The organism is Streptomyces sp. NPDC051913, assembly GCF_044593635.1.
GTDB lineage: Bacteria > Actinomycetota > Actinomycetes > Streptomycetales > Streptomycetaceae > Streptomyces.
This window is the reverse complement of the sequence record NZ_JBIUCI010000009.1, coordinates 142106-161956: the sequence shown is the minus strand read 5'-3', so window position 1 is coordinate 161956 and position 19851 is coordinate 142106. Positions and strand designations below refer to the sequence as shown.

Annotated in this window: 20 protein-coding genes; 14 read left to right on the top strand and 6 right to left on the bottom strand. The window is 72.3% G+C overall.

From position 1 onward, the window contains the following. Position 1: 1 nt before the first annotated feature. On the top strand, positions 2 to 718 hold the full coding sequence (gene bioD, locus ACIHIX_RS27125; protein ID WP_399960484.1) for a dethiobiotin synthase: 717 nt from the start codon (positions 2 to 4) through the stop codon (positions 716 to 718). 52 nt (positions 719 to 770) lie between these two features. Here bioD and ACIHIX_RS27120 read toward each other — a convergent pair whose 3' ends face one another. After that, on the bottom strand, positions 771 to 3089 hold the full coding sequence (locus ACIHIX_RS27120) for a LuxR C-terminal-related transcriptional regulator (RefSeq protein WP_399960482.1): 2319 nt from the start codon (positions 3087 to 3089) through the stop codon (positions 771 to 773). A 115-nt stretch (positions 3090 to 3204) separates the two neighbouring features. On the opposite strand from ACIHIX_RS27120, the gene ACIHIX_RS27115 reads away from it, so the two are divergent. Continuing rightward, complete coding sequence (locus ACIHIX_RS27115; RefSeq protein WP_399960481.1) at positions 3205 to 3891, top strand: esterase/lipase family protein; 687 nt, start codon at positions 3205 to 3207, stop codon at positions 3889 to 3891. A gap of 74 nt (positions 3892 to 3965) precedes the next feature. Next, positions 3966 to 4646: a class I SAM-dependent methyltransferase gene (locus ACIHIX_RS27110; protein WP_399960479.1), complete on the top strand. Its 681-nt coding sequence runs from the start codon at positions 3966 to 3968 to the stop codon at positions 4644 to 4646. 12 nt (positions 4647 to 4658) lie between these two features. On the opposite strand, the gene ACIHIX_RS27105 is transcribed toward ACIHIX_RS27110, so the two are convergent. Beyond that, positions 4659 to 4997, bottom strand: coding sequence for a fic family toxin-antitoxin system, toxin component (locus tag ACIHIX_RS27105; RefSeq protein WP_399960844.1), 339 nt, complete (start codon positions 4995 to 4997; stop codon positions 4659 to 4661). Between the two features lie 43 nt (positions 4998 to 5040). Then, on the bottom strand, positions 5041 to 5268 hold the full coding sequence (locus tag ACIHIX_RS27100) for an antitoxin (protein ID WP_399960477.1): 228 nt from the start codon (positions 5266 to 5268) through the stop codon (positions 5041 to 5043). Positions 5269 to 5511: 243 nt separating this feature from the next. Here ACIHIX_RS27100 and ACIHIX_RS27095 point away from each other — a divergent pair, with 243 nt between their 5' ends. The 9 genes from ACIHIX_RS27095 to mug all read left to right on the top strand — a co-directional run bounded on the left by ACIHIX_RS27095 (position 5512) and on the right by mug (position 15756). Continuing rightward, a complete protein-coding gene (locus tag ACIHIX_RS27095) occupies positions 5512 to 6375 on the top strand; it encodes an ABC transporter ATP-binding protein (RefSeq protein WP_399960475.1) in 864 nt (287 codons plus the stop codon). A gap of 4 nt (positions 6376 to 6379) precedes the next feature. Beyond that, the gene (locus ACIHIX_RS27090) at positions 6380 to 8947 is read left to right on the top strand and encodes an ABC transporter permease (RefSeq protein WP_399960473.1); all 2568 of its coding nucleotides are present in this window, start codon (positions 6380 to 6382) and stop codon (positions 8945 to 8947) included. An 81-nt stretch (positions 8948 to 9028) separates the two neighbouring features. Beyond that, entirely contained in the window at positions 9029 to 9886 is an 858-nt protein-coding gene (locus ACIHIX_RS27085; protein ID WP_399960471.1) for a TIGR03621 family F420-dependent LLM class oxidoreductase, read from the top strand. Positions 9887 to 9951: 65 nt separating this feature from the next. Further along, the gene (locus ACIHIX_RS27080) at positions 9952 to 10377 is read left to right on the top strand and encodes a GNAT family N-acetyltransferase (RefSeq protein WP_399960469.1); all 426 of its coding nucleotides are present in this window, start codon (positions 9952 to 9954) and stop codon (positions 10375 to 10377) included. A 99-nt stretch (positions 10378 to 10476) separates the two neighbouring features. After that, positions 10477 to 11808, top strand: a complete 1332-nt coding sequence (locus tag ACIHIX_RS27075) for a hemolysin family protein (protein WP_399960467.1) — start codon at positions 10477 to 10479, stop codon at positions 11806 to 11808. Next, the gene (locus tag ACIHIX_RS27070; RefSeq protein WP_399960465.1) at positions 11805 to 12818 is read left to right on the top strand and encodes a hemolysin family protein; all 1014 of its coding nucleotides are present in this window, start codon (positions 11805 to 11807) and stop codon (positions 12816 to 12818) included. The genes ACIHIX_RS27075 and ACIHIX_RS27070 overlap by 4 nt, the downstream gene beginning before the upstream one ends. Positions 12819 to 12883: 65 nt before the next feature. Next, a complete protein-coding gene (locus ACIHIX_RS27065) occupies positions 12884 to 13666 on the top strand; it encodes an SGNH/GDSL hydrolase family protein (RefSeq protein WP_399960463.1) in 783 nt (260 codons plus the stop codon). 102 nt (positions 13667 to 13768) lie between these two features. Then, positions 13769 to 15211, top strand: coding sequence for an adenylosuccinate lyase (gene purB / locus ACIHIX_RS27060; RefSeq protein ID WP_399960461.1), 1443 nt, complete (start codon positions 13769 to 13771; stop codon positions 15209 to 15211). Continuing rightward, on the top strand, positions 15208 to 15756 hold the full coding sequence (gene mug / locus ACIHIX_RS27055) for a G/U mismatch-specific DNA glycosylase (protein ID WP_399960842.1): 549 nt from the start codon (positions 15208 to 15210) through the stop codon (positions 15754 to 15756). The genes purB and mug overlap by 4 nt, the downstream gene beginning before the upstream one ends. A 4-nt stretch (positions 15757 to 15760) precedes the next feature. On the opposite strand, the gene ACIHIX_RS27050 is transcribed toward mug, so the two are convergent. The 3 genes from ACIHIX_RS27050 to ACIHIX_RS27040 are packed head-to-tail and all read right to left on the bottom strand — an operon-like array spanning position 15761 to position 17836. Then, complete coding sequence (locus ACIHIX_RS27050) at positions 15761 to 16147, bottom strand: hypothetical protein (protein WP_399960459.1); 387 nt, start codon at positions 16145 to 16147, stop codon at positions 15761 to 15763. 41 nt (positions 16148 to 16188) lie between these two features. Further along, on the bottom strand, positions 16189 to 16914 hold the full coding sequence (locus ACIHIX_RS27045; protein WP_399960457.1) for an ABC transporter permease: 726 nt from the start codon (positions 16912 to 16914) through the stop codon (positions 16189 to 16191). A gap of 1 nt (position 16915) precedes the next feature. Continuing rightward, positions 16916 to 17836, bottom strand: a complete 921-nt coding sequence (locus ACIHIX_RS27040) for an ABC transporter ATP-binding protein (RefSeq protein ID WP_399960455.1) — start codon at positions 17834 to 17836, stop codon at positions 16916 to 16918. 108 nt (positions 17837 to 17944) lie between these two features. On the opposite strand from ACIHIX_RS27040, the gene ACIHIX_RS27035 reads away from it, so the two are divergent. Further along, on the top strand, positions 17945 to 19114 hold the full coding sequence (locus tag ACIHIX_RS27035) for a histidine kinase (RefSeq protein WP_399960453.1): 1170 nt from the start codon (positions 17945 to 17947) through the stop codon (positions 19112 to 19114). A gap of 14 nt (positions 19115 to 19128) precedes the next feature. Continuing rightward, positions 19129 to 19791, top strand: coding sequence for a response regulator transcription factor (locus ACIHIX_RS27030; RefSeq protein ID WP_329341714.1), 663 nt, complete (start codon positions 19129 to 19131; stop codon positions 19789 to 19791). The last annotated feature ends 60 nt before the right edge of the window (positions 19792 to 19851 follow it).

Below are 19851 nucleotides of genomic sequence, written 5' to 3'. Positions count from 1 at the left end.
GATGCCTGTACTGGTGATCACGGGCACCGGCACGGAGGTCGGCAAGACGATCACGACCGCGGCGGTCGCCGCCGCCGCGGTCGCCGTGGGCCGTTCGGTGGCCGTGCTCAAGGCGGCCCAGACGGGCGTACGGCCGGACGAGCCGGGCGACGCCCAGGAGGTCGCGCGCCTCGCGGGTCCGGTCACGACGGCCGAACTCGCCCGCTACCCCGAGCCGTTGGCCCCGGCGACGGCAGCGCGCCGGGCGGGCCGCGCCCCGGTTCGCCCGCCGGAGATCGCCGAGATGGCGGCCAAGCTGGCCACCGAGCACGACCTGGTGCTGGTCGAGGGTGCGGGTGGGCTGCTCGTGCGGTTCGACGAGGCGGGCGGGACGCTGGCCGACGCGGCGCGGCTCCTCGGCGCGCCGGTTCTGGTCGTGGCCACGGCCGGCCTCGGCACGCTGAACACCACGGAACTGACGGCCCGTGAACTGCGCTTCAGGGAGCTGGAGTTGGCAGGCGTCGTCATCGGCGGCTGGCCCGACTCCCCCGATCTGGCGATGCGGTGCAACGTGGCCGACCTGCCGGAGGTCGCCGGAGCGCCGCTGCTGGGGGCGCTGCCGATGGGCGCGGGCGCCTTGGCACCCGCCGACTTCCGTGCGGGGGCGCCGAGTTGGCTGGCGCCGCGGCTGGACGGGGTGTGGGACGCGGAGGCGTTCCGGGGCCGGGAAGCCGCCTGACTCAGATGCGGTCCGCGTCGATGTAGTGGCTGATCAGGCCGGGGGCCCTGCGTCATCGCATCTCCGCCCCTTCCCCTTCAGCCAGCAGCCGCACCAGTTCGATCCGCGAGCGGATCCCCAACCGGGTGAAGACGCCCCGCAGATGGTGGTCGATCGTGCGGGGGCTGAGGGCCAGCCTGGTGGCGATCTCCCGGTTGGTGGCGCCGTCGGCGGCCATGCGGGCGACCATGAGCTGCTGGGCGGTGAGCCGGGTGGTCAGGTCGTCCGGGGCCGTTGCGGCGGGAGTTGCCGGGGTGCCCAGGGCGCGGAGTTCCGCCCGGGCCTGGGCGGCGCCGTGCGGGGCGCCGAAGTGTTCGAAGGCCTCCAGGGCGCTGTGGAGACGGTCGCGGGCCTCGGTGCGGTGCCGCAGCCGGCGCAGCGCGCTGCCGAACAGCAGCTCGGTGCGGGCCCGTTCGAAGTCGCGGGTGCCTCGGGCATGCAGGTCGAGTGCGGTGCGGTAGTGGTCGACCGCTTCGGCGCCGGGGGCCAGCAGGGCCCGGCAACGGGCGCTCAGCGCCAGGTCGTCGGGGCTGCGGACGGCGCTCGCCCAGCGGTGGTAGTCGGCGTGCGCGACCCGGGCGACCCGGGTGTCGTCGGTGCGGACGGCCGCCTCCACGTAGTGCGGGGTGGCCAGGTGCCGGATGGCCCGGTGACCGTGGCCGGGGCCGAAGCCGGCGAGGGCGCGCAGCCGGGCCGCCGCCGCGGCGAACCGGCCGCTGCTCAGGTCGAGATAGGCGAGCGCCCACTGGGCGAGCGCGGCGGGCAGACCGAGGCCGCGGGCGAGGGCGTACGAGCGGGCCGTCGCCGCGCGTTCGCGGCACACGTCTGCGTCGCCCGTGAGCGCCGCGAACATGGCCAGGGCCGCCTGGAGATGGCAGGCACCGTTGTCCTGGCCGGTGGCGTACGCCTGCCAGAGGGCGTCGGCCGCGGCGGCCTCCCCGGCGCGCGGGCGCCCGGTCCAGAAGTCGGCGTAGGCCCGGAACTCCATCGCCTGCGCCGCGGCGACCGTCACGCCGCGCACCCGGGCGGAGGCGGCCGCGCGGACGGTCGCCGCGGTGGCCCTGGTGTGGTCGCCGAGCATGAGGGCGGCGATGCCGGCGTGGATCAGCAGGGTCGGGTCCCCGCCGGGGCCGCAGCGCCCGGCCGTCGCGCCAAGCAGGTCACGCGCGTCCTCGTACCGTCCCTCGAAGGCCGCCGCGAGCCCGCCGAGCGTCCCGGGCGGCTCGATGCCGAGCCTGCGGGCCACCCGGTCGGCCTCCCGACATCGCCGCAGGTCACCGGTGTAGATGGCGGCTTCGGTGGCACGGGCGAGGAGATGGAGGGCGGGGTCGGGGACGTCGAGGGTGGTGAGCGTGGGGCGCGATGTGTCCAGGGTTGCGGAAACGTTCCGGCCGTCGAACGCGGAGGCCGCTTCCGGAGTCGCGCCATCGACCTCGGACGGCGCGTCGCCCTCCTCCCCCGGTTCCCGCACCACAGCGGTCAGCAGGGCGTCGAACGCCTCCGCCGCGTTGCCGGCGCGCAGGGCGAGTACGCCGGTCAGCGCGTCGTCCTCGGTGCGGGCGGTCAGGGTGCGGGCGCGGTCGCCCGCACCCGACTGCCAGGCGTACACGGCGGCACGTGTCAACAGCAGGGTCTGCCCGGCCCGGTCGGGACAGAGCGCCGCCGCGCGTTCGGCGAGGGCGCGGGCCAGCGGGAGGCGGCCCTCGTCGCGGGCCTTGGCGGCGGCCGTGGCGAGTTCCCCGGCCAGTCGGGAGCTGGGGCCGAGGGCGCCCGCGCCACGGTGCCAGGAACGCAGCGGGGTCTCGCCCTCCGCGCGCAGCACGCGGGCCAGCAGCCGGTGGACGTCGCGCCGGTCCGCCGGGGAGCCGGTCTCGTACGCGGCGATCCTCGTCCAGGCGTCACGGAAGACGACCCCGTCGGCGCTCGCGTGGGCGAGCCCGGCGGTCTCGGCGGCTTCCAGGGGGCGGGTGTCGAGGCGGGCGGCGGCGACCGCGCGCAGGAAGGCGTGGGTGGCGACCGGGTACTGGTCGGCCGCGGCCAGGAGCAGCAGGAGGCGGGTGTCGTCGGGCAGGGCGCGGATCTGCGCGCGGTGGGCGCGCAGCAGCGACGGGGCCAGTGCGGCGGGTTCGGCGGGAAGGGGGTCGAGACCGGTCGAGCGGCGGTCGCCGAGCAGCCGTACGGCCTCGGCCGCCGCCCGCGGATCGCCGTGCACGGCGTGCAGGAGCCGTACGCGGACGCCCTCGGGCAGGGCGGAGACCAGGCCCTGCCACGCGTCCGTGGGGGGCGGTGGCGAAGTGGGGGCAAGGGGCGGGGGGTTCACCGGAGTCACCACGCCATCGACGTTACTGGCGAGTTAATTGACACGTAAAGACCGGCGATTTCACCGATGCGGCGCGCGTAGACCCGGCCGCACCCTCCTGACAACCCCACCCGTATCAGGAGGCACCATGCAACCCCGCATGCGCCGCATGTCAGCGGCCGTCTCGGCCGTCGTCACCTCGCTCCTTCTGTCGCTCTCCCTGTCCGCGGCCCCCGCTCAGGCCGCGACCCACGATCCGATCGTCTTCGTCCATGGTTTGAGCAGTGACGCGAGCAGCTGGGACGACTGGATCGCCGACTTCAAGGCCGACGGCTACACGTCCTCGCAGCTGTACGCGTTCTCGTACGACTGGTCCAAGTCGAACGTCACCACCGCGAGCCAGCTCTCCAGTTACGTGAAGACCGTGCTGTCGCAGACCGGCGCCTCGAAGGTGGATCTGGTCGTGCACTCCATGGGCGCCCTGAACTCCCGCTACTACCTGAAGAACCTGAGCGGCACGTCGTACGTGGACGACTTCGTCTCGGTGGCCGGGGTCAACCACGGCACGACGACCGCCTCCTGGTGCTCCTGGCTGTACACGTCGTGTGCCGAGATGTACACGGGCAGTTCGTTCCTGACCTCGCTCAACTCCGGCGACGAGACCCCGGGCAGCGTCTCGTACGCCAGCTACTGGTCCAACTGCGACGACGCGCTCACCCCGGACACCACCGCGATCCTCAGTGGCGCCACCAATGTCGAGGTCGGCTGCATCTCCCACACCGACATGAACAACGACTACGGCGTCTACCAGCAGGTGCGCGACTTCGTGGCGTAGGGCGCGGGCGGGAGGTGCACGGATCGCGCACCGGGGGACAATCACGGTAGGGCCCGTCCTTTCGGGAGGTCGCCATGCCGCTACGGTCCGCCGGCTCGGGCAGGTTGCCGAGTGATCCCGTGCACCACCCGCTGTTCGCCCGTTACTACGCCCGCGCGAGCGTCACCGCCGAGACCCGCTGGGGCATGGCCGGGGTACGTGACCGGCTGCTGTCCGGGCTGTCCGGGCGGGTGATCGAGATCGGCGCGGGCAACGGACTGAACTTCGGCCACTATCCGCGTACGGTCGCGGAGGTGGTGGCGATCGAACCGGAGCGCGCGCTTCGGCAGTTGGCGGTCGAGTCCGCCCTGCGTTCGGAGGTGCCCGTCGACGTGGTGCCGGGTGCCGCGGAGGCGCTGCCGGTCAAGAGCGAGGCCTTCGACGCGGCCGTGGTCTCGCTGGTGCTGTGCAGCGTGCGCGACGTGCCGCGGGCTCTCGCGGAGATACGGCGGGTGCTGCGGCCCGGTGGCATGCTGCGGTTCTTCGAGCACGGCCGGGGCGGCGGGCAGGCGATGCGGTTCGCCCAGCGGGCGCTGGACCGGACGGTGTGGCCCCCACTGGCCGGGGGCTGCCATCTGTCCCGCGAGCCGGTCGCCGCGCTGCGGGAGGCGGGGTTCGAACTCGGCCCCTACCGGCGGGTGTTCATGCCGGAGAAGGGGCCCAGGACGCCGGCGTCGTTCTGTGTGCTGGGCACCGCCTGGCGTCCGGCCGAGTGAACAGCCGGGCGTTCACCGGCTCCACTGCCGTAGTTCCGCCGCGATGTCGTGCACCGAGGCGTCCCCGTTCTTCACCAGCCGGGCCAGGTCACGGACCTGCTCGGGCGAGGTGACGACCTTGAGGCCGCTCGCGACGAGGTAGGCGTAGGCGACGGAGGACGCGTACAGGGCGTTGGAGCGCTCCAACGCCGGTACATGGATCAGGAGTTGGAGCAGGGCGGCGGCGCGGGCATGCGCGCTGTCGTAGACGGGCACGTCGAATATCTCGGCCTCGTGCCGCGCGACGGCCGCGACGAGGGCGCCCCAGTCGACGACCTGCGGGTCACCCGGGGTCTTCTGTTCGGCGAGCATGAGGAGCCAGGCGAGGTCGATTCTCAGGTGGTCGCTCAAGGGGTCAGCGACGTCCCTCGCGCTCGGCGCCGAACTCCTCGGCGAACACGTTCTCGTACTGCTTCATGAAGTCGGCGGCAGCCTCGACGAAGGTCTGCCCGGCCTCCCCGGCATCCTGCTTGACCAGCTCTTCGATGTAGCGGTTGACGCTCATGCCGCGGGCCAGGGCGCGTTCGCGAGCCGCGCGGGCGGTGCCCTCGTCCACCCGTACGTTCAGCTGGGTCTTCGCCATACCTTGACGCTAGCGCCGGACCGCTAGCACCGGCAAGAGGGTCCGCCCTCGGGTGGAGATTGCCCCTTACACCGGTATCAGGGGCCCGACCTGGGGTGGAGACGGCCCTGCACTCCAGGGGGATACCGGGTGTGGGCGGGGTCACACTACGCTCGGCCGGGAGTCCGTACGTCCGAGCGATCCGTAGGTCCCGAGCGATCCGTAGGTCCCGAACAATCCGTACGTCCGAGCGAGGAGGCAGTCTTGTCCACATCTGCTGCGGAGCACGCCCCCGGCCATGCGTCGGCCGACGGGGTCGCGGCCCGCGCCCGCGGACTGACCAAGGCGTACGGCTCGGGCGAGACCACGGTGCTGGCCCTCGACTCGGTGGACGTGGAGATCGCGCGCGGTCGCTTCACCGCGGTCATGGGGCCGTCCGGCTCCGGGAAGTCGACGCTGATGCACTGCCTGGCCGGGCTCGACAACGTGTCCGCCGGTCAGGTCTGGCTCGGCGACACCGAGATCACGGGTCTGAAGGAGCGCGAGCTGACGCGGCTGCGGCGGGACCGGATCGGGTTCATGTTCCAGTCGTTCAACCTGATCCCGACGCTGAACGCGGCCGAGAACATCACCCTGCCCATGGACATCGCGGGCAAGAAGCCCGACGAGAAGTGGCTGGACCAGGTCATCGACACGCTCGGGCTGCGGGACCGGCTCAAGCACCGGCCCGCCCAGCTGTCCGGCGGTCAGCAACAGCGAGTGGCGTGCGCGCGGGCGCTGGCCTCCCGACCCGAGCTGATCTTCGCGGACGAGCCGACCGGCAACCTCGACTCGCGAGCCGGTCTGGAGGTGCTCGGCTTTCTGCGCGACGCGGTGGACGACCTCGGGCAGACCGTCGTCATGGTCACCCACGACCCGGGCGCCGCCGCCCACTCCGACCTGGTGCTCTTCCTCGGGGACGGACGGATCGTCGACCGGATGGAGCGGCCGACGGCGGAGGCGGTGCTGGAGCGGATGAAGCGGTTCGACGTGATCCGCGGCCAGGCCGACAGCGGCACTCCCGCCGGCGACGCCTCCTCGGACGCCTCCCCCGACGCCTCCCCCGACGTCTCCCTCGACAAGGACTGAACCGGTGCTGAAGGCGACGCTCCGCAGCTTCCTCGCGCACAAGGGACGGCTGTTGCTGTCCGCGCTGGCCATCGTCCTGTCCGTGGCGTTCGTCGCGGGCAGCCTGATCTTCTCCGACACGGTGACCCGCACCTTCGACCGCCTCTTCGCCTCGACGTCCGCCGATGTGACGGTGGAGCCGAAGGACGACCTCGACTCCCAGGTGCCGACCGGCGAGGCCCGCACCCTGCCCGCCTCCCTTGCGGCCCAGGTCGCGAAGGTCGACGGCGTCGCCTCGACCCATCCGGACGTGAGCGTCGAGAACATCACGGTCGTCGACAGTGACAACGAGTCGGTCGGCCCGACCACCGGCGCCCCCACCATCGCCTCCGACTGGTACGTCACCGACCGCAGCCCCTTGAAGCTCACCTCCGGCCATGCCCCGCGCGGCGCCGCCGAGGCCCTTCTCGACGCGGACACCGCCGACAAGAAGCACGTGAAGATCGGTGACACCCTGACCGTGCTGGCCCAGCCGGGCACGTTCAAGGTCCGGGTCGTCGGCATCGCCACCTTCACCACCACCAACCCGGGCGCGGCCCTCCTCTTCCTCGACCCGGCCACCGCCCCGGACCAGCTGCTCGGCTCGCCCGACAAGGCGACGAGCGTCTCGGTGGACGCGGCCCCCGGGGTGAACGACGCCCGGCTCAAGACGCGGATCGCCGCGGTGCTGGACACGGGCGCCTATGACGTGAAGACCGCCGACGAGCAGGCCAAGTCCGCCTCGGAGGACCTCGGCGGGTTCCTGGACGTCATCAAGTACGTGATGCTCGGCTTCGCCGGGATCGCGGTGCTGGTCGGCGTGTTCCTGATCGTCAACACGTTCTCCATGCTGATCGCCCAGCGCACCCGGGAGTTGGGCCTGCTGCGGGCGCTCGGCGCGGACCGCAGGCAGGTGCGCCGGTCGGTGCTGACCGAGGCGATCCTGCTCGGCCTGGTCGGCTCGACGCTGGGCCTGGCGGCGGGCATCGGCCTCGCGGCGGGCCTCATCAAACTGATGGGTGTCTTCGGGATGAACCTCAAGGCCACCGAGATGGTGGTCGGTTGGGGAACTCCCGTGGCGGCGTACGTCGTCGGGGTCGGCGTCACCTTCGTGGCGGCGTATCTGCCGGCGCGGCGGGCGGCGGGCGTCTCGCCCATGGCCGCGCTCGCGGACGCCGAGATCGCGGGCATCGGCAAGCCGCTCAGGACGCGGGCGGTCGTGGGCTCGATCGTCGGAGCGCTCGGCGCGGCGGCACTGGTGGGCTGCGCGACGGCGACCAAGACGTCCTCGTCGGCCTCCCTGCTGGGCCTCGGTGTCGTCCTCACGCTCATCGCGACGGTGATCGCGGGTCCGCTGCTGGTCCGCCCGGTGATCCGGGTCCTGGGCGCCGCCTTCCCGGCCCTCTTCGGCTCGATCGGCCGGATGAGCCAGCGCAACGCCCTGCGCAATCCGCGCCGTACGGGCGCCACCGCGGCGGCCCTGATGGTGGGTCTCGCGCTGGTCGGCGGCATGTCGGTGGCGAGCGCGTCGATGTCGAAGTCCTTCGACCAGCAGATCGACACGACGTTGGGCGCCGACTTCGTCGTCCAGAACAGCAACTTCGTGCCGTTCTCGCAGACCGTCACGGACGCCGTGCGCGACACCGAGGGCGTCGGACTCGTCGTACGGCAGCGGTTCGCGCCGCTCGCGGTGCGGCTGCCGGACGGCAAGCGCGTCGAGACGACCGCCGCGGGCTACGACGACAAGGTGGACGACGTCGCCCATGTCACGTACGCGGAAGGGGACTCGGCGGCGGCGCTGGCGCCCGGCAGTCTGGGCATGGACGTGGACTTCGCCAAGGACCACGACGTACGGATCGGCGACACGATCCCCGTGGAGTTCCCGGGCGGGCAGCGCACGCGGATGAAGGTCGCCGCCCTCACCGACCAGGACGGCTCCGACGGTTTCGGCATGCAGGGCGGGCTGTTCTTCGGCATCGCCACGGCGGAGAAGTACGTGCCGGGAGGCCAGGACTCCGCGCTCTACGTCAACGCCGCCTCCGGCACGGACGCCGACCTGCTGCGGGCCCGGCTGGACAAGTCCCTCGACCCCTATCCGCAGGTCCAGGTCCGTGACCTGGCCGACTACAAGAAGCTGGTCCACGACCAGATCGCCGTCCTGCTCTACCTGGTGTACGCGCTGCTCGGCCTCGCGATCGTCATCGCCGTGCTCGGTGTCGTCAACACCCTTGCCCTGTCGGTGGTGGAGCGCACCCGGGAGATCGGCCTGCTGCGCGCGATCGGGCTCGCCCGCCGCCAGCTGCGCCGGATGATCCGCCTGGAGTCGGTGGTGATCGCCGTCTTCGGCGCGGTCCTGGGGCTGGCACTCGGGCTGGTGTGGGGGGTGTGCGTCCAGCAGGTGCTGGAGTTGCAGGGCATGAACGCGCTCGCGATCCCGTGGACGACGATCGTCGCGGTGGTGATCGGCTCGGCGGTCGTCGGCATCGTGGCGGCGCTGCTGCCCGCGTTGCGCGCATCGCGCATGAATGTGCTGGCGGCCATCGCGCACGAGTGAGGCAATCGGTGTGACCTCAAGTCACAGGCGCCGAACAGGTGGTAGACGTTCCCTCAAGTCGTACGCGTTCGAGGAGAGTTCATGCCGCGCCCGTTCCGCTTCGGGGTCAGCCTGATCGACCCCGCGCCCGCCGGGACGTGGCGGGCGAAGTGCCGCCGGGCCGAGGAGATCGGGTACGACGTGCTCCTCGTCCCGGATCATCTGGGCATGCCCGCGCCGTTCCCGGCGCTGGTGGCGGCGGGCGCGGCGACGGAGCGGCCACGGCTGGGCACGTTCGTGCTCAACGCGGGTTTCTGGAACCCGGCGTTGCTCGCCCGCGAGGTGGCGACGACGGACGCGCTGACGGAGGGACGCCTCGAACTCGGTCTGGGCACCGGGTACGTACGGGCGGAGCACGACCGGGCGGGACTGCCCTTCGGGTCGCCACGCGCGCGCGTGGACCATCTCCGGCACACGGTCGAGGAGTTGGGGCGGCTCCTCGACGTGCGGGTGCCGCTGCTGCTCGGCGGCAACGGTGAGCGGATGCTGCGGCTGACCGCCGAGCGCGCGGACATCGCCGCGTTCACGGGCGCGTATCTGGTCCCGGGGAGCACGGAGGGCAAGCTGGTGCCGACGCCCCTCGCGGAGTTCGACGCGCGGTTCGCCCGGTACCGGGAGCTGGCGGCCGGGCGCGCGGAACCGGCGGAACTGAACCTGCTCATCCAGATGGTGGTCGTCACGGACGATCCCGAGGCCGCCGTACGGCCCCTCGTCGACCGGGTTGCGGGCCTCACCGTGGAGCAGGCGCTGGAGCTGCCCATCCTGCTGGTCGGCAGTCGGGCGGAGGTCACCGCGAAGGTGCTCGCGCTGCGCGAGACGTACGGCTTCAGCTATCTGACCGTGCTGGAGCCGCACATGGAGGCGTTCGCGCCGGTCGTCGCTGAGCTGGGCGGCACGTGACCTCCGCCGCTGTCCGGATGCTGGAATTCCGGGTCTCGTCGTGGGGTGCGTGATGGGATCGGCGTATGACTGATCTGCACATCAGGGCCGCCGAGCCCGAGGACCTCGACCGTGTGCTGGCCTTCTGGAGGACGGCCGCCGAGGGCACGAGCATCAGCGACGACCGGGACGGCGTCGAGCGGCTCGTCGCCCGCGATCCCGAGGCGCTGATCCTGGCCGAGCGGAGCGGCGAGCTGGTCGGCACGGTGATCGCGGGCTTCGACGGCTGGCGCTGCCATCTGTACCGGCTGGCGGTGCATCCGGAGCGCCGCCGCCAGGGCATCGGCTCGGCGTTGCTGGCCGCCGCGGAGGAGCGGTTCGTGGAGCTCGGCGGGCGTCGCGGGGACGCGATGGTGCTGGTGCGCAACGAGACGGGGCAGGCGGCGTGGCGGGCGGCCGGGTACGAGCCCGAGGAGAAGTGGCGGCGCTGGGTGAAGCACCTCACGGTTTAGGCGGTTCTGCTTTTCCTTTGCCAGGGGTAGGTCACCCGTCCTCCCGGTGAAAGGTGTGGGCTGCGACGCCCTGTCCGATCATGGGACGGAGGTGACCCGATGACCGAAGTGCTCCTGCTGCTCGTGGCGATCCTGCTCTCCGTGGCCTGCGGTGCCTTCGTGGCCGCGGAGTTCTCGCTGACCACGGTCGATCGCGGCGCCCTGGAACGGGCCGTGGAGCGCGGCGAGCGGGGTGCGTCGGGCGCCCTGAAGGCCGTACGGAACCTGACCTTCCAGCTCTCCGGGGCGCAGCTCGGCATCACCGTGACCAACCTGGTCGTCGGCATGCTCGCCGAGCCGTCGATCGCCAAGCTCATCGCCGGCCCCCTGGAGTCGCTCGGGGTCTCCCCCTCGACGGCCTCCTCGCTCGCCCTGGTGCTGGGCACGGCGCTGTCGACGGTGTTCCTGATGGTCGTCGGCGAGCTGGTACCGAAGAACTGGGCGATCTCCTCGCCGCTGGCCGTGGCCAGACGGGTGGGCAACGCGCAGCGCTGGTTCAGCGCCGCGTTCCGGCCCTTCATCACGCATCTCAACAACACCGCGAACCGTGTCGTACGCCGTCTCGGCGTGGAGCCCACCGAGGAGCTGGCCGCCGCGCGCGGACCGCAGGAGCTGGCGGCGCTGGCCCGGTACTCCGCCAAGGAGGGCGCGCTGGAGGCCGACACCGCGGAACTCTTCGTCCGGACCCTGAATCTCGCGGACCTCACCGCGGAGAACGTCATGACACCGCGGGTGCAGGTCATCGCGCTTGACGCGCAGGCGACCTGCGAGGACGTCGCGAACGCCACGCGCGCGACCGGCCTGTCCCGTTTCCCGGTCTACCGCGGCAGCCTCGACTCGGTCGTGGGCACCGCGCACATCAAGGACGTCCTGACGGTCCCGGCCGAGCGCCGGCCCCGGGTGCCCGTCTCCGAACTGATGCGCGAGCCGCTGCTCGTACCGGAGTCGCTCACCGTGGACCGGCTCCTTGACCGGCTGTCCGGGAAGCGCACGATGGCCGTGGTCATCGACGAGTACGGCGGCACGGCCGGGGTGGCGACGCTGGAGGACATCGTCGAGGAGGTCGTGGGCGAGGTCCGCGACGAGCACGACCCGCACGAGACGCCCGACCTGGCCCCGGCCGGGAGCGACGACGAGGGCCGCACGCTCTACTCGGCCGACGGCTCGGCCCGCGTCGACCAGCTCGCGCGCGTGGGGCTGCGGACACCCGAGGGACCGTACGAGACGCTGGCGGGGCTCGTGGCGACCGAGCTCGGCCGGATCCCCCTCGTCGGCGACACCGTCGAGGTCACCGGCTGGCGGCTGGACGTCGTGGACGCCTCGGGGCGCCGGGCCGCGCGGGTCCTGCTGCACGCACCGCTCGACGTGTCCGACGAGGGGGCCGAGGCATGACCGCCGTCCAGCTGCTGATCGGCTTCGCGACCCTCGTGGTCAACGCCTTCTTCGTGGGCGCCGAGTTCGCGCTGATCTCCGTGCGCCGCAGCCAGATCGAGCCGTATGCCGAGGACGGCGATCGGCGCGCCAGGAGCGTGCTGTGGGGCCTGCGGCACGTGTCGGCGCTGATGGCCGCGGCCCAGCTCGGCATCACCCTGTGCACCCTGGTCCTCGGTGTCGTCGCCGAGCCGGCGATCGCGCACCTGCTGGAGCCGGTGTTCCACGCGCTGGGCGTGCCGAAAGGTGCGGGACACGCGGTCTCCTTCGTGATCGCGCTGACCGCGGCGACCTATCTGCACATGCTGCTCGGCGAGATGGTGCCGAAGAACATCGCACTGGCGGAACCGGTGCGCAGCGCGCTCGTGCTCGGCCCGCCCCTCGTCGCCCTGTCCCGCGGGCTGCGCCCGGTGATCTTCACCGTCAACGCCTTCGCGAACGGCCTGCTGCGGCTCCTGCGGGTGGAGACCAAGGACGAGGTCACGGCGACCTTCTCGGACGCGGAGCTGGCCCGCCTGGTGAAGGACTCCGACGAGGCGGGACTCATCGACGACCGCACCCGGGAGCGGCTGCACGACGCGCTGGAACTGGGCCGCCGTCCGGTGGGCGAGGTCGTGCTCCCGCTCGAACGCGTCGTCTACGCGCGCGTGGGCGTCACCCCGGAGGAGCTGGAGCGACTGTCGGCCGAGTCCGGGTTCTCGCGGTTCCCGGTGGTCGACGAGACCCGCAGGATCGTCGGCTATCTCCACGTCAAGGACGCCCTGGACGCCTCGCCGCGGGACGTGCCGTTCCCGGTGCGCGACATGCGGCCCATCGCGCGCGTGCGGGAGGGCACACCGCTGGACGACGTGCTGACGGCCATGCGGCGCGGCCGTACGCATCTGGCGGCGGCGGTCGGGGACGACGGGCGGCTGGCGGGGCTGGTGACGATGGAGGACGTGCTGCGGCGGCTGTTCGGGCAGCGGGCCTGAGTGCTTCAGCCGCCTACAGGGCGACCGACCGTCGGGTATGTGCACGGGATACCATTTCCTCCGCCATGCAGAAGAACCCCACACACACCAGCCTGGTCGCGGTCGGCGACTCCTTCACCGAGGGCATGTCGGACCTGCTGCCGGACGGCTCCTACCGCGGCTGGGCCGATGTCCTGGCCGGCCGGATGGCCGCCCACACTCCCGGTTTCCGCTACGCGAACCTCGCGGTGCGCGGCAAGCTGATCAAGCAGATCGTCGACGAGCAGGTCGACGTGGCGGCGGCCATGCAGCCGGACGTGATCACGCTGGTCGGCGGGCTCAACGACACTCTGCGCCCCAAGTGCGACATGGTCCGGGTGCGGGATCTGCTCACGGAGGCCGTGGAACGGCTCGCCCCGTCCTGCAAGCAGCTGGTCCTGATGCGCAGCCCCGGCCGCCAGGGTCCGGTCCTGGAGCGGTTCCGGCCGCGCATGGAGGAGCTGTTCGGCTGCGTCGACGAGCTGGCCGAGCGGCACGGCGCCCTGGTCGTCGACCTGTACGGGGCAGCGTCGCTGAGCGACCCGCGGATGTGGGACGTGGACCGGCTGCACCTGACGCCCGAGGGGCATCGCCGGGTGGCGGAGGCGGTGTGGCAGACACTCGGCTACGACCCCGAGGACACCGAGTGGCGTACCCCGCTGCCGGCGACGCTGCCGCCCGGGTGGGCCGCCCGCCGGGTCGCCGACGCCCGCTTCGCCAGGCAGCACCTGATGCCCTGGATCGGGCGGCGCCTCACCGGCCGGTCGTCCGGGGACGGGCTGCCGCCGAAGCGGCCCGATCTGCTGCCGTACGACGGGCCCGGGGCGTAGTCGCAGGTCGCCGGGACGGCCGGTCGTGACGTGGGTCTCGTAGTTTCCGACGAACGGACCCATGGCGCTGGCCTGCACAAACCGCCAGTAGAATCTGGACACGTGACTTCCGCTCCCGCCAAGCCCCGCATCCCGAACGTCCTCGCCGGACGCTACGCCTCCGCCGAGCTCGCCACGCTCTGGTCGCCCGAGCAGAAGGTGAAGCTCGAGCGGCAGCTCTGGCTCGCCGTGCTGCGGGCCCAGAAGGACCTCGGCATCGAGGTCCCGGAGGCGGCGATCGCCGACTACGAGCGTGTCCTCGACACCGTGGACCTGGCCTCCATCGCCGAGCGCGAGAAGGTCACCCGGCACGACGTGAAGGCGCGGATCGAGGAGTTCAACGACCTCGCCGGGCATGAGCACGTCCACAAGGGCATGACCTCGCGCGACCTCACCGAGAACGTCGAGCAGCTCCAGATCCGGCTCTCCCTGGAGCTGGTGCGCGACCGTACGGTGGCCGTGCTGGCGCGGCTCGGCAAGCTGTCCGGCGAGTACGCCGAGCTGGTCATGGCCGGCCGCTCCCACAACGTGGCCGCGCAGGCCACGACGCTGGGCAAGCGGTTCGCGACCGCCGCCGACGAGCTGCTCGTGGCGTACGGCCGGGTCGAGGAGCTGCTGGGCCGCTACCCGCTGCGCGGCATCAAGGGCCCGGTCGGCACCGCGCAGGACATGCTCGACCTGCTCGGCGGCGACGCGGCCAAGCTGGCCGACCTGGAGAACCGGATCGCCCGGCACCTGGGCTTCTCCGAGGCCTTCACCTCGGTCGGCCAGGTCTACCCGCGCTCGCTGGACTACGAGGTCGTCACCGCGCTGGTACAGCTGGCGGCGGCGCCGTCCTCCCTCGCCAAGACGATCCGTCTGATGGCCGGGCACGAGCTGGTGACCGAGGGCTTCAAGCCGGGCCAGGTGGGCTCCTCGGCGATGCCGCACAAGATGAACACCCGGTCCTGCGAGCGCGTCAACGGCCTGATGGTCATCCTGCGCGGCTACGCGTCGATGACCGGCGAGCTGGCGGGCGACCAGTGGAACGAGGGCGACGTGTCCTGCTCGGTGGTGCGCCGGGTCGCGCTGCCGGACGCGTTCTTCGCGCTGGACGGTCTGCTGGAGACGTTCCTGACCGTGCTCGACGAGTTCGGTGCCTTCCCGGCGGTCGTGGCCCGTGAGCTGGACCGCTACCTGCCCTTCCTCGCCACCACCAAGGTGCTGATGGGCGCGGTGCGCGCGGGCGTGGGCCGTGAGGTCGCGCACGAGGCCATCAAGGAGAACGCCGTGGCCTCCGCGCTCGCGATGCGTGAGCAGGGTGCCGAGCGCAACGAGCTGCTCGACAAGCTGGCCGCCGACGAGCGCATCCCGCTCGACCGGGCCCAGCTGGACGCGCTGATGGCCGACAAGCTGTCCTTCACGGGCGCCGCGGCCGACCAGGTCGGTGTGGTCGTCGGCCGGATCGAGGAGATCGTGAAGCAGCACCCGGACGCCGCCGGTTACACCCCCGGAGCCATCCTCTGACGCGCTTCACCGCCGCCGAGTTGGAGGCCGCCCGCGACCGTCCGGTACCGGATGTCGTCGCGGACGGTCTCCGCGTGCTGTTCTGCGGGATCAACCCCGGTCTGATGACCGCCGCGACGGGCCATCACTTCGCCCGTCCGGGCAACCGGTTCTGGCCGGTGCTGCATCTGTCGGGCTTCACGCCTCGTCTGCTGAAGCCGGCGGAGCAGCAGGAGTTGCTGGGCTACGGGCTCGGCATCACCAATGTCGTCGCGCGGGCGACCGCGCGGGCGGACGAGCTGAGCGCGGAGGAGTACCGCGAGGGCGGGCGACAACTGGCCCTGAAGGTGGCGCGGTTGCGGCCACGATGGCTGGCAGTGGTCGGGATCACCGCGTATCGGGCGGCGTTCGACGACAAGAAGGCGCAGGTGGGTCCGCAGGAGCGGTTGATCGGGGACACGCGCGTGTGGGTGCTGCCGAATCCGAGCGGGCTGAACGCGCACTGGACGGCGGCGACGATGGCGGAGGAGTTCGCGCGGCTGCGGCTGGCGGCCGAGGAGAGCTGACGGGTCACGGCGGTGCGGTCTCCGTGACGCCGGCCCAGAGCCGCGGCTGATTCACCTCGTCCCGGTCGGCCACCGCCACGGTGAGCCGACGGCCGGTGCCGGGCACGACCCACGTCCGCACGTCGATGGCCAGGGCGGTGAGCATCGCCCAGGGCTCGGGTATGACCTCACCCCGGGCGATGCGCTCCACCAACGTCACGGTGCCCCAGCGGTCCGACGCCCCCCATCGCTGCGTCAGCCGCTCGACGAGCGCCGCTTCGTAGGCGTAGCAGTCGCGCGCGTCCGGCCAGTCCCCCGGCCCTAACCACGCGGCGTGGTAGGGAGCGTGCGCCGCGCGGAAGTCCCGGGCGCACAACTGGTCGATCAGGGCGAGGTCCTTCGCGATGTCCATGTGATCCAGTAAACCGGGTACCACTGACAACTGGCGTGCCGTCAGGCGTCCCTGCGCCGCACGCTCCAGGCACCCGCGGCAACGGCCGCGGCGGTCCACAGCGCCGTCACCGCGAGGCCGGACCACGGTCCGAGCGGTCCGTCGTGCGTCTCGTACAGGACGAGCTGTCCAGCCCGGTCGGGCAGGTAGTCGGTGAGGCCACCGGATACGTCCCCGATCACGAACGACACGACCAGGATGAACGGGATCAGCAGGGACAGGGCGCCCATCCCGCTGCGCAGCAGCGCCGCGAGACCCGCCGCGAAGAGCGCCATCAGCATGAGGTAGATCCCGCAGCCCACGACGCCGCGCACCTGCTCCCCCGCGCTGAGCCCGCGCGCCGCGTCCCCGAGACCCGCGCGGGCGACGGCGAGAGCCGCGAAGGCGGTGACCAGTCCCACCACCAGGGTCGGTACGGCGATGGCGGTGAGCTTCGCCGCGAACCACCGCCCGCGCCGCGGCACCGCGGCGAGCGAGAGCCGCAGTCCACCGCCGTGGAACTCCGAGGACACGGCCATCGCGCCGAAGGAGATGGCCGCGATCTGACCGGGCATCACGCCGGACATCGCCATGAACAACGGGTCGAACTCGGGGTCGGAGGTCTCGGAGGCCCCGGCGATCGCGGAGAACGCCGTGGTCGCGGCGAACAGCGCCAGCAGCGCCCCCAGCAGCGAACGCAGGGTGCGGATCTTCAGCCACTCGGCGTGCAGGACGGGTGCGAACGGCATCTCAGGCCTCCTGCGGCTGTGCGGTGAACTCGGTCTCGGCGGCGGTGAGGTCCAGATACGCCTGTTCCAAGGTGGCCTCCTCCGCGGCCAGTTCGAGCAGGGGCACGCCCGCCGCGGAGACCAGGCGCCCTATGTCGTCCACGCGCGCGTGCCGCACGCTCCAGTGACCGTCGTGGTGTTCGGCTGCGTCGTGCCCGTGCTCGGCGAGGACCGTCCTGAGAGCGGCGGGGTCCGTGGTGCGGATCCGTACGCTCGGCTGCACGCGTGCGTGGATGAACTCCCGCATCGGGGTGTCCGCGAGGAGCCTTCCGCGGCCCAGCACCACGAGGTGGTCGGCGAAGGACGCGGTCTCGTTCATGAGGTGGCTGGAGACCAGGACCGTGCGCCCCTCCCCCGCGAGCCGGCGCAGCAACGCGCGGATCCAGATGATGCCTTCGGGGTCGAGGCCGTTGGAGGGCTCGTCGAGCATGACCACCTCGGGATCACCGAGCAGGGCGGCCGCGATACCGAGCCGCTGACGCATGCCCAGGGAGTACGTCCGCACCCGGCGCCGGGCCACCGCGGCGAGCCCGGTCTCCTCCAGCACCTCGTCCACGCGCCGGTCCGCGACGCGGTTGCTCGCGGCCAGGGTGCGCAGATGGTCGCGTCCGGTGCGTGAGCCGTGGGCGGCCTGCGCGTCGAGCAGGGCACCCACGTGCCGCAGGGGCTCCTGGAGCGTGGCGTAGGCACGGCCGCCGACCGTGGCGGTGCCGGAGGTGGGCCGGTCGAGGCCCAGTACCAGCCGCATGGTGGTGGACTTTCCGGCGCCGTTGGGGCCCAGGAAGCCGGTGACACGGCCGGGGAGGACGGTGAAGGTGAGGTCGTCCACGGCTCGCCGGGTGCCGTACTCCTTGGTGAGGGCCTGGACTTCGATGCTGGTCATGGCGTCAGCCTCGCCGCCGGAGCCGGTCCTGGGCCTCCCCCGCGGGTGGAGATCGTCTCCCCCGAGCGGGGGAGGCCTGTTGTCAGTGGGGGCTGGCACGATGACCGAATGGCTGGCTTGCTGCGCCCGTTCGGACGGGCGGTGACATACACACGGCTGCTGCATCTGTACATCGCGGTCGTGTGGCCCGCCATGTGGCTGTTCATCGAGGAGGCGTGGTGGACCTGGGTGGTGGCCGGCGCGGTGCTCGTGCCCGTCGGCCTGGTCCCCGCGATGCGCACCGTGGAGGGTTTGCAGGCAAGGCTGTTGCTGACCGGTCACCGGCCCGACAGCGCGAGCGACGACATCGTGGTCGCGCCGTCCGCGTCCTGGAGTGACCGGGGGCGGGTGGTGCTCTGGCTGGAGGCGCGGCTGCTGCTCGGCTGTACGACCTCGATCTTCACCGTCCGGCTGCTTCTGGCGTCCGTGGACTTGGCACTGTCCCCGTTCGGCACCGACGCCGATGACGGCGTGCCGTTCCTGCTCGACGGCCACCACTGGTGGCACGCCCTGCTGGTGCCGCCCGCGCTGGCCGTCCTGGCCGCCACGGTGGTCGGCTCCGGGCACCTCGTCACCGCACTCGCCCACCGCCTCCTCGGGCCTTCCCCGGCCGACCGGCTCGCCGCCATGGAGGAGCGCACCGAACAGCTCCTGGAGCGCACCCGTATCGCCCGTGAACTGCACGACTCCATCGGTCACGCCCTGACCGTCGCCGTCGTCCAGGCGGGCGCCGCGCGCGCGGCGGGCGATCCCGCGTTCACGGACCGCGCCCTGGACGCCATCGAGGAAACCGGCCGGGCCGCCCTGGAGGACCTGGAGCGCGTCCTCGGCATCCTGCGCGAGTCGGACCGCCCGGTCAGCTCCCGGCCCACGCTCACCGACGCCGACCGGCTCCTGGAGTCCGCGCGGGCGTCCGGCGCGAAGGTCGACGTCGACATGACCGGCCCCCTCGACACCGTCCCCGGGCCGGTCTCCCGTGAGGGCTACCGCATCCTCCAGGAGGCGCTGACCAATGTGCTGCGGCACGCCGGAGCCGTGCCCGTCCGGGTCCGGGTCGCGGTGCACGACGGTGTGCTCGCCCTGGAGGTCCGCAACCCGCTCACCGCCGACATAGCAGGGCCCGGCCGGGGCAGCGGGCTGCGGGGCATACGCGAGCGCGCGGCGCTGCTGGGCGGCCGGGCGCACACCGGCCCCGACCGAGGTGACTGGCAGGTGCACGCAGAGCTGCCGCTGCGCTGATCTACGCTGGCCGGATGCCGGTCACCGTTCTCCTCGTCGACGACGAACCCCTCGTACGCGCGGGTCTGCGGGCCGTCCTGGAGGCGCAGCCCGACATCGAGGTGGTCGGGGAGGCCGCGGACGGGGCGGCCGTGATTCCGCTGGTCCGGCAGCTGCGGCCGGACGTGGTGGCCATGGACGTGCGGATGCCGCTGCTGGACGGTATCGAGGCCACGCGCGCGGTGCTGCGGACGGTGGCCGAGCCGCCGAAGATCCTCGTGGTGACGACGTTCGAGAACGACGAGTACGTGTACGAGGCACTGCGGGCCGGAGCCGACGGGTTCCTGCTGAAGCGGGCCCGGCCGGCCGAGATCGTGCACGCGGTACGGCTGGTGGCCGAGGGCGAGTCGCTGCTGTTCCCGGCGTCGGTGCGGCAGCTCGCGGCCGAGTACGGCGAGGACGGCGGCAATCGTGCGGCCCGGGCGGCGATGGAGCGGGCTCAGCTGACCGAGCGGGAGGCCGAGGTGCTCCGGCTGATGGCGCGAGGGCTGTCGAACGCGGAGATCGCCGCCCGGCTGGTCGTCGGCACCGAGACGGTGAAGTCGCACGTCAGCGCCGTACTGGCGAAACTGGGCGCGCGGGATCGCACGCAGGCGGTGATCGCGGCGTACGAGTCGGGGTTCGTGGCACCGGGCTGATCGGGGCAGGCAAGCGATCTCTGTGATCCCGGCACTCGCCGGGCTCCGCCCTGACGAGTA